The following is a 14,572-nucleotide window of genomic DNA, read 5'->3' on the forward strand; positions in this document are numbered from 1 at the left end:
TTATACGCTTTAAATGTTTTTAAGTTTATGCTTTAAATTTGATCACCAACAAAGAATAGTCGTCATCTGGAAGTGTTTCCTTTCCCACAAAGGAATAAACCTCTTCGATGATTTTTAAGCGGATCTCCCGTGCAGGTAATTCGTGAAAATTACCCAAAAGCATCCGAAGATTTTCGTACCCAAATTCTTCTCCTTTTGCATTTTTGGCTTCCACAATCCCGTCGGTATACATGACCAGGACATCTCCGGTATGGTAAACCAAAGTCCCCTCCTCCAGGTATTGGTCAAAGGTGTCATTCCTGACGATACCCAGTCCCATCCCCTTGATATCCAGGAATCGGGAGTCTCCCATTTTCCAGTCAAAATAGAGGGTAGGGCAATGTCCTGCACGGGCAAAGTGGATTACTTTTTCTTTGGTGTTGACCGTGTAATACGTGGTGGTGATAAAATTGTTCTTTTCCAGGCAACGGCTCAGGGCACTGTTGGCCTTGGATAAGAAGACTTTGGGGCTGAAATTCAACTGCACCAGGCTGTGGAATACCCCTTTCATCTGGGACATGTTAAAGGCCGCAGAGGTCCCCTTACCGGAAACATCTCCAATGATCAAGGCGAAATTGTCCTTGTCAAACCTAAAAGTTTCATAGTAATCTCCTCCGACCTCATCTGCTGCTGCCGAGAAACCGTCAATCTCAAAGCACTTATTGTGGTGCAAGGCAGAAGGCAACAAACTCCTTTGTACACGCTGGGCGATTTCAAGCTCTTCCCGATATCGCTCGTTTTTAATCGCCTGATTGAGCAGGCGATAATTTTCAATGGATATGGACGTTTGTCCTACAAAAGTGGAAATGATGTTGATCATCTCCTTATTAAACCCATCTTTTACCTCCTTCAGCAAAAACATGTCTCCAAGTATTTTTTTATTGGCCCTGACGGGAATGATCAGAACCGATTGGTAGATTTCATGAGCTATTTTTCCATACAGGTATTCTATTCTGGCATCCGTCTGACTTTTGAGGTAACCTGAAAAAGGTTCCGTCTTTTTCAGCAAGCCCATGATTTCCTGCCTTTCTGCATTGCTGATGAATTTTTGGTAAAGCACCGTTCCTGTCCGGCGGTCCTCCTCATCGGCATGCAATTCCAGCCAGGCGGCATCCACATAGGCTGCACTCATACAGCTGTCCATTAAAATGTCCAGCACCTGGTCCTCATTCTCTCCGGGCTGTATGGACTGGCTCAATTTTTGGAAACTGATGGCTTCGGTCAGCTTTTGCTCGAAGACAGAGGAAGTGGGCAGGTTAAATAAAGTGACCAAAAAGCTGAATACCGCATAAATCAGTACAAAGGCAAAAAGGCCCAGCAAAAAGAGGTTTTCGCTCAGGTTGACAAAATGGACATTTTTCTGGGTATAGGAAACCAATTGAACCAGCAGATAAATGGTGCAGGATACGATGATGGCGAGAAATAATATGGACTTCCATTTCTCCCGGAAGGTCAGGTAAGGGATCCATTTTAAATTTACCGATAATATGATACCGTAAATGATCAGGAAGATCAAACCAAACATGAAACCATAGTTGAAGCTTTCCTGATTGATCAATACGAAAAACATGCTGATCAGCAAAATGACTTCATAGGCCTGCCATTGCTGAACGACTGCTTTGTTTTTTTGATAAAGGATGAGATGCTTCCAAAGTAGTGCGGTAGAGATAAGGAAAATCGCTGTCAGGGCAAAATTCACATGATAGAAAAAATTTCTTAACAACGGATCATCAGACAAGCGGGTATCCTGAAGGATCTGGTAAAAGTAAATGATCAAAAATGAGGTACCCGTCGCGATCAATCCGGTTGAGGCTGCCCTCCAGATCAGGTTGAGAAAATTGCTGTTTTCCTTCTTATTGATTGAATCATTGAAAAAAAGGTAGAGCAAAATAAAAAAGATAATCTCCAGTATCCAGGTAATTTCCCTGTTGATCACCCCTTCCATTTGGTTGATTTCACCGAAAATCCTTACCAGGTCTACAAACAACAAGGCAAACCAGGACAGGATGCTCAGCAGGATATAGATTTTGCCTCTTTGTATGTTGGGTGGTTTTATCATAGAAAATCATACAATAATAAAAATAGAATGGCAGAATTCATTGAACCATTCAAAAAAGAATGGAGAACATAAGATTTTAATTCGGTGGAAGGTGTCCCTGATGCATATGTTTCAGGGATTTTACTCCTTTTATGCCAATTACAGATCAAATTTTTTAATTTCGTCTCATGAATTTTAACTTGATCACTATAAAGCCAGGGCTAAAGTTATTCCTGGCAATTATTGTAGCTACAGGCCTGATGGCAGAGGGATATGGCCAGACCAAAGCTTACCTTAGGGTAAATCAGCTCGGTTACCTGTCAGCTGATGAAAAGGAAGCCCTGATATTCAGCCAGGCCCCATTCCGCGGAAGGGTTCAACTCTTGCGAGCTTCTGATGATAAGGTAATGATGGAGTTAAAGCCGGAAAGGAGAAGAACTTCCAATTGGGGAAAATTCGACTATTATTATACCCTCAATTTTTCCTCCTGGACGGAGCCGGGGGAATATTACCTGCAAACCGGAAAAACACTGGATGCATCTGACACCTTTACCATCGGTCCTGAGGCCTATGGACATCATCAGGAGACCTTGCTGACTTTCATGCGGCAGCAGCGTTGTGGGTACAATCCTACCCTGGATATGGTTTGTCATGAGAAAGATGGACGGAGTTTTTATGGTCCCATGCCGGATAGTACCTACGTAGACCTGAGTGGGGGCTGGCATGATGCAGGAGATCAACTCAAATACCTGATCACGGGGAGCTATGCAACTGCCCATATGCTGTTGGCCTTCGAGTTGTATCCCGAGAAGTTTGCGGATCAATACAATGTCCTGGGACAGCCAGGCAGCAACGGTATCCCGGATGTATTGGATGAGGCGAAGTGGGGGTTGGATTGGATCCATAAAATGCACGCTACTCCGGAAATGCTTTTTCATCAGGTAGCAGATGACCGGGATCACAGGGGGTTTAAGATCCCCAATCAGGATAATTCAGATTATGGCTGGGGAGAAAACAGCTACCGGACAGCTTATGTGGCTACGGGAAAACCCCAGGGTTTGGGCCAGTATAAAAGCCAGGCAACCGGATTGGCCAACCTGGCTGGGAGGAGTGCTGCAGCCATGGCCATTGCCGCCAGGATATGGGAGGAGCATCTGGATGATCCCATATATGCTGCAAAATGCAGGAAAGCTGCTATTTCACTTTACAGGCTGGGCAGGGAGCATGAGGGATACCAGCAGGGTAATTCCTATGGAGCCCCTTACCGGTACAATGAGGATACCTGGGCAGATGATATGGAATGGGGGGCAGCAGAGCTTTTTGCGCTGACCGGTGAAAAAACTTACCTGGATCAGGCCAAGGCTTATGCCTTAATGAGTAGTAACGAAGATGCATGGACCGTAAGAGATTCTGCAGCGCATTACCAGCGCTATCCCTTCATAAACATGGGGCATTTTGCCCTTCATCGGCATGTGGATCAGGATTTTAAGGAAATACTCGAAGGCTACTATCAGGAAGGGATAGACTACACCCTGAAGAGGGCCGGCCAAAATCCATTTCATATCGGAGTGCCTTTTATCTGGTGTTCCAATAACCTGCTGACTAGCTTGGTCACTCAAATCATTCTTTATGAAAAGATGAGTGGTGACAGGCAATACGGACATTTTTTGGCCACCCAGCGCGACTGGTTGTTTGGCAGAAATCCCTGGGGAACCTCCATGTTTACCGGATTGCCTGAGGAGGGAGAGGTTCCGGATGATGTACATACCAGTGTTTTTGTGATGCTGGGTATCAAGGTACCTGGCGGGCTGGTAGATGGCCCTATTTACCGCAGCATTCACGACAGTTTGCTTGGTCTGACGCTAAATGATCCGGATGAATTTGCCCATTTACAAAACGATCATGTAGTTTACCAGGATGATGTGGGCGATTACAGCACCAACGAACCTACCATGGATGGTACAGCAGGAGCTATTCTGATGATGGCCCATTTTGGGATGGAAAAAGACCCCGGCACTCAGGAAAAATAAATGATTGAAACCGTTACCCGAAGGTTTGCCCGCCCTTGTTCTTGATTGCCGTCCTGATAAATGATATTTGCAGGTGAATTTCCTTCCAGGTAAAAGGAAGAATCGTTTGAGAATGGGCAAGGGCATCCCTAAGTTTTCCAATATTCCTGGTGATGTTGTCATATTCCTGTCTGTTTGAAGAAGGAAGGAACCTTTTGAAACGCTGCTTTTTGGAAAAAATGCTGCCCAGGTCAGCCAGCTGTAGACACTGTATCAAGTCAATTTCTTCATTCCGGGCGGTTTTTAGTGCAAAAAGTTGCCTGGCATCCTCAATTCGCTTTTGAGACAGGCTTTGTTCCCAATCAGGTATCTCCAATTTAACCAATTCCCTGAGATAAGTCTCCCAAACGCTGATAAAGCCGATCATGGCCAACCTCATTGGGATTTTATCCAGGTCACTTTGGGTAACAATATGGGTGATGTGTTTGCCCTCTTTCAGGAAAAACCTTCTCTGGTAAGCCAATTTTTCAAAAGCTGTAAGTAATGGGGTTTCCCCAGACATGATATCAGCATCAGCCAAAGGGGAGGGTCCGTCAGATCCCAAATCGTATTTAAGTAATCCAAGTGGTGAATCAATGATCGCAGTTTGAAAATTCCTTCTTTTCATTTCTTCTTTGTAATCCTTTTTGGAAAACACCATTAGTTTTTCACCAATGCTGATCACGGGAATATACCTATCAAACAACCGGAATAAAATTTGGTGCTTGCTTTGAGTCATTTGGCTTCTTGAGGAAATGTAGATAAGTAAGTTTTCAGCATGCTGAAAACGCTTCGTTAAAGTAACAGGAATGGGTGATAATTAAAACCAGCCGCTCAATTTTTCACATTTCATGGTTTGCCGAAATTCATCGGATTAGCTGGTAGAATGATCATTCTAAATTTCGGATTTGGTTTTCCTGACAAAGTTTATTTCAGTTCAAAACCGTAATTGGTTCCATAAATAAGGGGAGTTATGGTTTACTCCCGGGAAAGATTATATTTGTCGCTTAAATTTAAACTTTTACCTATGCTTCAGGAAGATCAGCCAAAAATTGACTCAAAGGTGCTTGAATTGGCCCGGATTTTATGGGACTATCACCAGCTCAACCATGGCCTTCAACCATCAGATGCCATATTTGTTTTAGGCAGCCATGATACCAGGGTGGCCAGGCGCGGAGCCGAATTGTGGCTGGAAGGCATGGCCGATCACCTCATTTTTTCCGGAGGTTTAGGCAATTTTACGCAGGGAATTTGGGATGAGCCTGAGGCAGATAAATTTGCCAAAATTGCACGGGAAATGGGTGTTCCCGGGGAAGCGATATGGGTTGAAAACCAGTCCACCAATACCGGCGAGAACATCCGTTTTACCCAGCAGTTGCTGGAAAGAGAAGGCCTGGACCTGGACCGTTTTATCGTTGTACAAAAGCCATATATGGAGAGGCGATCCTATGCGACATTTAAAAAGCATTGGCCAGACAAAACGGTTATGGTCACCAGTCCTCAGATTTCATTGGAAGCCTATCCCAACGAAGACATATCCATGGCCATTGTGATTCAATCCATGGTAGGGGATTTGCAGCGCATCAGGGAATATCCCAGGAAAGGCTTTCAGATTTATCAGGAAATCCCGGATCCTGTTTGGGAAGCCTTTGAAAAACTGGTGGCGCTTGGCTTCGATCAGCATTTGATTGGCTAAGTTTATTTCCCCAAAGCCTCCTTATATATCTTTAAGGCCCTTTCCCTGGCCGTTTTGTGGTCTACCATGGGTTTTGGGTACTTTTCGGTCCCATATTCTGGAATCCATTTTTTAACGTATTTTTCTTCTTTATCAAATTTATTGAGTTGGGATTCGGGATTGAAAATCCTGAAATAAGGCTGGGCATCTGTACCTGTCCCAGCTGCCCATTGCCATCCACCATTATTGGAGGACAATTCAAAATCCAGAAGTTTTTTAGCAAAATAAGCCTCTCCCCAGCGCCAGTCTATCAACAGGTGCTTGGTCAAAAAACTGGCGGTAACCATCCTTACCCTGTTGTGCATGTAGCCGGTTTGGTTAAGCTCCCTCATGCCTGCATCTACCATGGGGTACCCGGTTTCGCCCCTGCACCATAGCTCAAATTCTTCCTCCTTATTCCGCCAGGGTATCTGGTCATACTGGGATTTAAAAGCTTTGTCCACCACCTGCGGATTGTGATAGAGGATCATCATGTAAAACTCCCTCCAGATCAGCTCATTCAAATAGGTTTCATTAAGTTGGGCAGCTTCCAGTACAAGTTTACGGATACTGATGGTACCAAATCGCAAATGGATGCCCAGCCTGCTGGTGCCATTCAGTGAAGGGTAGTTTCTTGTTTTATCGTATTTTTTGATCAGGGGTTTATTAATATCAAGTGGGGGGATTTCTATATGGCTTTTTTGGAAACCAATCTCTTCCAGGCTGGGCAGGGGCAGTGGTTTTGTTTGATAAAAGCTGTTTTTGCGGCCATCCAGGCTTACGGTATCAACTTTTGATGCCTTAAATTTTTTCAGCCACATCCTGCTGTAAGGCGTGAACACCTTATAAAACTCTCCCTTTTCAGTGGTTATTTCCTTCTTTTCATGGATGACCTGATCTTTGAAATCGTAAAAAGGGATGTTTTTCTCCTTCAGAAATGATTCCACCTCCTGGTCCCTTTTCCGGGCGTAAGGCTCATAATCCCTGTTGGTGTATACGTTTTTAATCTCAAATTCCCTGGAAAGGGATTGGAAAACTTCCAATGGGTTACCTTTTCTGACTAAAATAGAGCTGTTGTATTTCCGAAGCTCCTCATGAAGTATTCGGATCCTTTCGTGGATAAACTGCACCCGGGCATCAGCCTTGTCTTCCAGTTTGTTCAGGATATCACTGTCAAAAATAAAAAGCGGTAAAACCTTTTCCTCATTTTCATAGGCGTAGTACAAGCCCATGTTATCTTCCATGCGCAGGTCTCTCCTAAACCAAAACAATGTTATTTTTTCCATGAAATAGTAAGTGGCCTTGTGCAGATATTGTTTAATTTTCAACCGGTTTTTCCTGTTCCAGTATCCGGATACCAGATGGCTCTTCAATGGGGTCGGGTTTAAATAATTCGGGAGCTACTTCGTCCAGGTCAATATTAAAATCCCCTCGTAAATATTCATCGGAATCATTCATTGGCAGGGATCTTTTCCGGCTGAAATTCTGGAAAAGTTCTTTTAATGAGCTGAAAAGCAGGTTTTGTGATACCGAAACCCCATAGGTATTCGGACCCCGGTTATTGATACCGAGGGCTGTCAGGGTATTGAAATTGTTGCGGTTATACACCCGGACCCGGTACCTTCCGTCTTCAGTAAGCAGGTATTCGGCTTGCCAGTCACCGGCTATGGTATTAAAATCCGCATTGCCTTGCAAGTCTGTAAAACCACCATCTCTGGTCACCCGGAGCCTGCCATCAAAAAAAGTGTAGGCAATCCTCAACTGAAAGGTTTCCAGGGCTGTTTCATCCAGTCCCAGCAAATCGAAATCTATTTCCAGATTTTCATCTACCTGAGCGATCAGGTTGTTGAGTTGAGAGGAAATCAGCTGGCTGAGGTTGGAAAAACCAATACCTGCTCCGCTAAACTGTCCTTCCGGCGAAAACCTGCGCAGCATGATCAGCGAGAACACCTGCCGGTTTTTTTCCTGTTCGTCATTGGCAATCCTGTTACTGAAAGCTGAAATGGTGGTTTGCAATTCCCCGTCCTCAGGAAACTCGGAAAAGTCAAAATCAAAAGCGATGTCCGGAGACAATAAGGGGCCATCCAGGTCCATGATTACTTTGACGGGAAAGCGCCGTTTCAACTGGTTGCTTTCAAATTGCCCATTATTCGTATTGGGTTGAAGGGATGCCAGGGATACGTTTTCTTCATAGACCGCTGAAATATCCATCACGCCTTCATAGGGATCCCCGTACCAATTGATGACCCCTCCGGGCTCAATCAGGAATTTTTTATTGATGACATTATAGAGCGAAAAATTGTACAGGGCATCTACTATTTCAAAATTGCCAGCCATGTTGAAATTGCCCTGGGTATCGATGTTCAGGTTCAATACTCCCCTTCCCCTGCCCTGAATATTTTCCTCCGTTTTTGGATCAATCTGTATTTCCACATAAGCATCGGGTGTGATGTCCAGGTTCAGATTCATCCTCAGGTTATTGATGGTCAGTTTTTCTACACTTTCTTCAAAGCTTACCGATTGGACGGTATCCCTTACATTGATGATGTTGATGAAATCTTCCTGAGCCTGTCCGTTGCTGTCTCCAATGGGTATGTATACCCTGGTATTGGGCTGGGAAGTAGCATTTGCGGTGAGGTCCAGGTTATTGGCAGCACCAAAAACGTTGATATCTCCCGTGGCGTAGGCTGTTCCGAAAAATAAGTCGTTATCAGCTGCGCTGGTATTCATTACCTGAAAATTGCTGATATTGGCGGAGAGGTCCAAAACCAGGTTGTCAAAATTGTCATGGCTGATCCCCCCTCTCAACCTTGCAGTATTGTTATTAACATCCCGGAGTTCAAGACCCCGGAAGCTGATGTTATCGGGCTCGAAGATGACATTTCCATCTACGTTATAGCTGGTATTCATGTAGTTGAAGCGAAAAGTGGCATTTTCCAGTTTACCCAGTCCTTCTACAATGGGCCGGGTAATGCTGCCCCGAATACCCAGGTTGCCATTCAGGTTGCCATCAATATTGCTGATGTAGTCTGCAATAAAGGGTTCTATTACAGACAGGTTGGCATTTTCAAAATTGGCATTGAGGGCCATTTCCTTTTCCTCAGAAGACAGGTTTCCACTGATTTCTATTACTTTATTGCCTTCCCGGTAGTTTTCCAGGGAGAGGTTGATGGCCTGGTCAGCAAAATAGGCACTGGCAGTTATATCCCCGACCAGGAAATTGTTGATTCGGATGCCATCCATGTTCAGTTTGCCTTCCATTCCTTCCTTGTTCCAGCCTTCTGTCAGCCCTACCCTTCCATTGGCGGTACCCTCAAACTCCCTTGAGCCAAAGGAATTCAGAAAATCCAGGTTTAATTCGTGGACATTGATTTCCATCTGATCTCCGGGGTCCAGGTTGATTTTACCATCTGCTGAAATATATTGGTTTTGGTGGAATATTTTTAAATTTTCAAAAACCGTTTCATTTGCGCCGATGCGGATACTGTTATCGGGTTCAAATTGCCAGTAGTCTTCCAATAATTTGATTTCTGAAGGCAAAAACTCAATGGTGGTAATATCCCTGGAGAGGTTGATGCCTGCTCCAATGTCCAGGTAGCTTTCTGTGAGTAACTGGTCCATGTAAAAGGACAGGTTTAACCGGGATTGATCCCAAATCGTTTCCATGGATAAATTGTGAAAATTCAACCCGGAATTCAACTGAATTTCCCTGGAAAGTACATAGAAAGAAGCCAATACTTCATCGCTGTTTTTGTACTTGGCCGTATTGAGGTCAATGTTGTTGTCGATGAAATAATGGTTGTTGTAATAAATGGTATCTATTCCCGTGAAGAAGTTAAATACCGTGTTCTGTTCTGTTTGATAGAAGGCTCCTTCGACCTGGGTATTGCTGGAAATAAATAGCCTGGGGTCAATGAGATTTAAAATGGGATTGGGATCCCTGAGGTCCAGGCTGAGGTCAATCTCATAGGGTTCGCTATCCGGCGGGGCATTGGTTATTGGCCCCTTATAGTCATTGGTCAGTATGGCATAATATTCCTCCCATAAGCGTTCCAAATCCTGCCCCAGCTGTTGTACCTTGAAGTTGCCGCTGATTCCGGCTACCAGCAAGTCGGAATTGAGTGAGATTACCCTGGAATCGGCAGTGAAAAGGGATTGGAAAAGAAAATAGTCCAAAAATAGGTCTCTTCCATCGTAGCTGACCAGGACATCTCTAAACCGGGAGACTCCTTCAATATTATCCCAGTGAATACCTTTGGTGTCCAATTCAAAATTGCCGCTGAGAAAAACGGCTTTTTCCGTTAGGTTGATATTATTTAGAAATGCTGTGTCCAGTTTCATTACCAGGTTAGCAGAGTCCTTGTTATTTCTCAGGTCAAGCGTGCCTTCCACCTCCATCACCAGGTTAGGATCCTTAATGGTAAGTTGTCCCTGAAAGAGGTCTTTTCCGTAAGTAGCTTTGGTATCTATATTGGTATATTCATACTCATTGATGCCAATTTTGCTGATATGGGCATCAAGGGCCACAAGTGCCCCATCCACCGTAAGTCCGGTACCTTTGATATCACCTTTAAAACTGGCCTTTTGAAAGTTTTCAGATTCCTCCGTCAAGACTCCCAGGTCAAAATTTATCGCTTCAACCTCTCCCTGATAGGTTGGTAAGCCATTTTCATTGACATAGTTCAGGTTTCCTTTCAAGTCCCCAATGGCGGTTCTGAATTCCCCTTTGGCAGTAAAGTCATTCAGATAGCCATCAAAATCTGAATCAAACCGGATGATTCCGAATTTGTCCACCTCTCTTCTGGATGTTTCGGCAATGTAGGGATAAAGGTCTTCAGGCTGAAGCGTAGAATTCATCAGGGATAGGTTGAAATAGGTGTCAGCCACCTGGGGGAGACCTTCTATGTTGAATTTCCCAAATAAGGCACTTCGTTCTCCAAATCTGAGTAGCAATTCCTCAGAAAAAATGGAATTGACCTTGCCGATGATCTGTCCGCTAAGGTAAAGGCGGTCGTCTATGGGTGGAATATTTTCGGAAAAATAACCCAGGTCCCGTATATCCAGCACCGCCTCATCCAGGCGGGCGAGCAGGTCTACCCGTCGGTTAAAATCCCTGAGGTCGGCCACATTTTCATAGTCAAACCGCAGGTAGTTTTTGATTTCCGTTTCGTTTGATTTCAGAAAAAGGTATTTGAATTCCATCCCTGTGCTGGAGTAGGTAAAATCAGTCTGGAGTTGCTGGAACACCATCCCGGAATTGGTTTCTACTCCTTTCATGTATTCCAGGTCAAAGGCTACTGTGTCCCTTCTGACATAAAAATCTGAAGCATTGGCCACCAGGTCCCGAAATTGTAAATTGGCGTAATCAAATTTCAGGTCAATATCCGGCAGGGTATAATCGATGATATCCAGGGAAGTCTGCTCAAAAGAAATGTTAGAGATATTAAATGTTGATGCCCGGATTGGTTTTTCCCTGGGTTTGGTAAAAAAGGTGGTCCTGAGTCGTTCTAAAAATACCGAGATATTCAGGCCTTGCCCGTCTGTATGGGTAAGCAGCCGAAGGTTACCATTTCTGAGGTTGACCACATCCAGCCCCGGTTGGTCCTTGTCCAGGAGCCCTTTGACTGAAAAGTCGATGTAAACTTCATCCAGGTCTATCATCAGGCTATCCTGAAGGTCGTACACCGTCACTTCCCGGAGACTGATGGCATCCCACCAGCGGAGGTTTACCCTTCCAATATCTGTCACATAACCAGTACTAGCGGAAATCCTGTTGGTGATGAAACCGGCCAGGTAGGTTTGAATCCCAGGAATCTGAAGCAGCAGGGTGAAAGCTACCAGAAATACCAGCAGGTAACGCAGGATCGCATACAGCCGCCTCAGGGCATTCAGCAAAATTTCCTTAACTTTCGGTTTATTTTCCAACAGGCACTAAATGAGTTGTAATATATTAGCTATAGAATCTTCTTGTGATGAAACGTCAGCAGCCGTGATTTCTGATGGCAAAATACTTAATAATATTGTGGCCACGCAATCCGTACATGAGAAATATGGGGGAGTAGTACCTGAGTTGGCTTCCAGAGCCCATCAGCAACACTTGATCCCGGTGGTAGCGGAGGCCTTGAAATCCTCTGGAATAGACAAGACGGCTTTGTCTGCAGTGGCGTTTACCCGTGGTCCGGGTTTAATGGGAGCCCTCCTGGTAGGGGGATCCTTTGCCAAATCATTCGCCTATGCCCTGAATCTTCCGCTGATAGACGTCAACCACATGGAGGCCCATGTCCTGGCCCACTTTATTGACAGGCCCAGTCCCACTTTTCCCTTTATCTGCCTTACTGTCAGTGGAGGACATACTCAGTTGGTGCTGGTTAACAGCCACCTGGACATGGAGATTTTGGGAGAAACTTCGGATGATGCGGTGGGAGAGGCCTTTGATAAAATTGCCAAGATCCTGGGACTTCCCTATCCGGGAGGGCCTGAGCTGGATAAATTGGCAGCAAAAGGAAATCCGGAGGCTTTCTCTTTTCCTTTGTCAGACATGAAGGGACTGGCTTTTTCCTTTTCCGGCATAAAAACTGCTGTTTTGTATTTTCTCAGGGAAAACATCCGGAAAGATCCTGATTTTATCGCCCGGCATCTGGAGGATATTTGCGCATCAGTACAGCATACACTGATCAAAATGTTGATGCAAAAACTGGTCAGGGCGAGCCAGGAACTAGGCATACGTGAAGTGGCCATTGCCGGGGGAGTATCTGCCAACTCCGGCTTGAGATCTGCGTTAAACGATGCAGCGAAAAATTATAACTGGCAAGTATACCTGCCCAGGCTGGAATATTGCACAGATAATGCAGCCATGGTGGCCATGGCTGCCCATTACAAATACCAGGCAGGCCAGTTTTGCGGGTTGGATATCAGTCCGCAGGCAAAAATGAAAATTGGAAATCATGGCAAAAAACAATAAGTTCGAAAAGATCATCAATATCCGAAACAAAAAGGCGAGTTTTGAATTCGAGTTTCTGGACAAGTTCAAATCAGGGATAGTGCTTCGTGGTACCGAAATAAAATCCATACGAGAAGGAAAGGTCTCACTTACAGAAGCCTATTGCTATTTCAAGGGAGACGAGCTTTTTATCAAACAAATGCATATCGCTCCCTATACCCTGGCCGCCCATTTTAACCATGACCCGGTACGGGAGAGAAAGTTATTGCTGCAAAAGCAGGAACTAAAAAGACTTCAAAATAAGTTTTCCGAAAAAGGCCTTTCCATTATTCCTGTGCGTATATTTATCAATGACCGGGGATTGGCTAAGGTGGAAGTAGCCCTGGCCAAGGGAAAAAAAGTACATGACAAAAGGCAATCAATAAAGGAAAAGGATGCAAAACGGGACCTCCAACGTATGGCTTTCTGAGCCTTCCTACGGCATATGCAGGTTATCTTTGCTGAGTATTTACCGGGAACCTGTGGTAGGCTCAGGATTGACTTCCCAATTACTATTCGGGGAGTTGTACCAGGTGCTTCGAAAAACCAGAGACGGCCAATGGCTTTTTGTGGAAGGAGAGGAGCAGTCCGGGTCAGGATGGATACTGACTACCCAGCATCATGAATTGACAGCAGCATCATTCGATTTTTTCAGGCAGAGTCCGCTGCACATTACCACCGCCACCCTAAGTAGGGTGATTTGGGAAAAGTCTACCGTTTATTTACTACCGGGAAGTCAGCTTCATGCAGGGAACCACGAGATATTTGACTGGGAGGCCTCCTTTTCCTTCGAGGGCAGCAGCAGGCCTTTTTCACAAAAAGCGGGACGTGAAGAATTGCTGGAGACAGCAAAAGGATTTTTAAATGCCCCATACCTATCCGGTGGGCGGAGTATTTTTGGCCTGTATGAGGGGAGTTGGCTGCATTTGATTTTTAAGATTTGTGGCTATATCATTCCCAATTACCTTTCCCAATTGTTGACCGCGGGAGAAGAGGTGGGATTGACCGGTATACAAGGGGGGGATGTAGTGATTTTCAGCAATGAACATGGAATTCCATCCCGGGCCGGATTGTATGCAGGTCAGGGGCAGCTGCTGAGTATTCAGGGAAAAGTGAGGCTCAGTCCCTTTGACCCTGAGAATTGGATGTCGGCCCAAAACAAATCCAAACAGGTTCAGGTTCTTCATGTTAAAAATCTCATGAGATCATGAAGGAATGGATGGAAAAGAAAGTACTTGTGCTGAATTTGGATCATTCCCCTGTAGGCATTGTGAATGTGCAGAAAGCATTGGTACTCACCCTGCTCGAAAAGGCTGCTCCATTGGCTCATTTTGACTACCTGAAAATCCGGACGGTGGATAGGGACTTTGCTTATCCGGCGGTGATCCGCCTGTTTGAGTACAAGAATATTCCTTATAAAGGAGTAATGCTTAACAGAAACAACCTGTACAAAAGGGATCAGCATGCTTGTCAGTATTGTGGGGCTGATAAGAGTTTGACCCTTGATCATGTAGTGCCGCGCTCCAAGGGAGGCAAGACGAGCTGGAAAAACCTGGTGACTGCCTGTCACCGCTGCAATACCCTGAAGGGAGATAAAACCCCGGAACAAGCAGGCATGAAGTTGAAAGTGTTACCCTTCAGGCCTACCCTTGCCTATTTTTTGGCTGAATATGCGGAACTACATGCCGAAGAGTGGCTGCCATTTTTAGCCGCCAAAACGGTGGGCTGAGCTTTGTAGCGATCTCGTAAAGATC

10 protein-coding genes are annotated in these 14,572 nt (G+C 45.0%); 6 read left to right on the forward strand and 4 right to left on the reverse strand.

The features are described 5' to 3' along the window. Nucleotides 1-25: 25 nt before the first annotated feature. Nucleotides 26-2,098 carry a GAF domain-containing SpoIIE family protein phosphatase gene (locus GL182_RS01860; RefSeq protein ID WP_163377860.1) on the reverse strand — a complete coding sequence of 691 codons (2,073 nt, stop codon included), beginning with the start codon at nt 2,096-2,098 and terminating at the stop codon, nt 26-28. Between the two features lie 167 nt (nt 2,099-2,265). Here GL182_RS01860 and GL182_RS01865 point away from each other — a divergent pair, with 167 nt between their 5' ends. Then, nucleotides 2,266-4,107 carry a glycoside hydrolase family 9 protein gene (locus GL182_RS01865; RefSeq protein ID WP_317167770.1) on the forward strand — a complete coding sequence of 614 codons (1,842 nt, stop codon included), beginning with the start codon at nt 2,266-2,268 and terminating at the stop codon, nt 4,105-4,107. A gap of 13 nt (nt 4,108-4,120) precedes the next feature. Here the strand turns inward: GL182_RS01865 and GL182_RS01870 are convergent, their stop codons facing one another. After that, on the reverse strand, nt 4,121-4,831 hold the full coding sequence (locus GL182_RS01870; RefSeq protein WP_163377861.1) for a hypothetical protein: 711 nt from the start codon (nt 4,829-4,831) through the stop codon (nt 4,121-4,123). A gap of 321 nt (nt 4,832-5,152) precedes the next feature. Between GL182_RS01870 and GL182_RS01875 the strand changes: the two genes are divergently transcribed. Continuing rightward, on the forward strand, nt 5,153-5,821 hold the full coding sequence (locus GL182_RS01875) for a YdcF family protein (protein WP_163377862.1): 669 nt from the start codon (nt 5,153-5,155) through the stop codon (nt 5,819-5,821). Nucleotides 5,822-5,823: 2 nt separating this feature from the next. Here the strand turns inward: GL182_RS01875 and GL182_RS01880 are convergent, their stop codons facing one another. Continuing rightward, nucleotides 5,824-7,125, reverse strand: coding sequence for a cryptochrome/photolyase family protein (locus GL182_RS01880; protein ID WP_163377863.1), 1,302 nt, complete (start codon nt 7,123-7,125; stop codon nt 5,824-5,826). A gap of 31 nt (nt 7,126-7,156) precedes the next feature. Further along, entirely contained in the window at nt 7,157-11,764 is a 4,608-nt protein-coding gene (locus GL182_RS01885) for a translocation/assembly module TamB domain-containing protein (RefSeq protein WP_163377864.1), read from the reverse strand. Nucleotides 11,765-11,774: 10 nt separating this feature from the next. On the opposite strand from GL182_RS01885, the gene tsaD reads away from it, so the two are divergent. Genes tsaD through GL182_RS01905 form a run of 4 tightly spaced genes read left to right on the forward strand, consistent with a single transcriptional unit; the run spans nt 11,775 to nt 14,547 of the window. Continuing rightward, on the forward strand, nt 11,775-12,800 hold the full coding sequence (gene tsaD, locus GL182_RS01890) for a tRNA (adenosine(37)-N6)-threonylcarbamoyltransferase complex transferase subunit TsaD (RefSeq protein WP_163377865.1): 1,026 nt from the start codon (nt 11,775-11,777) through the stop codon (nt 12,798-12,800). Further along, on the forward strand, nt 12,784-13,248 hold the full coding sequence (gene smpB, locus GL182_RS01895) for an SsrA-binding protein SmpB (RefSeq protein WP_163377866.1): 465 nt from the start codon (nt 12,784-12,786) through the stop codon (nt 13,246-13,248). Before tsaD ends, smpB begins: the two co-directional genes overlap by 17 nt. After that, nucleotides 13,214-14,029: an NlpC/P60 family protein gene (locus GL182_RS01900; protein ID WP_163377867.1), complete on the forward strand. Its 816-nt coding sequence runs from the start codon at nt 13,214-13,216 to the stop codon at nt 14,027-14,029. The genes smpB and GL182_RS01900 overlap by 35 nt, the downstream gene beginning before the upstream one ends. An 8-nt stretch (nt 14,030-14,037) precedes the next feature. Then, nucleotides 14,038-14,547 carry an HNH endonuclease gene (locus tag GL182_RS01905; protein ID WP_163378491.1) on the forward strand — a complete coding sequence of 170 codons (510 nt, stop codon included), beginning with the start codon at nt 14,038-14,040 and terminating at the stop codon, nt 14,545-14,547. Nucleotides 14,548-14,572 lie beyond the last annotated feature (25 nt).

It is taken from the genome of Cyclobacterium sp. SYSU L10401, from assembly GCF_010993705.1.
Classification (GTDB): domain Bacteria; phylum Bacteroidota; class Bacteroidia; order Cytophagales; family Cyclobacteriaceae; genus Cyclobacterium.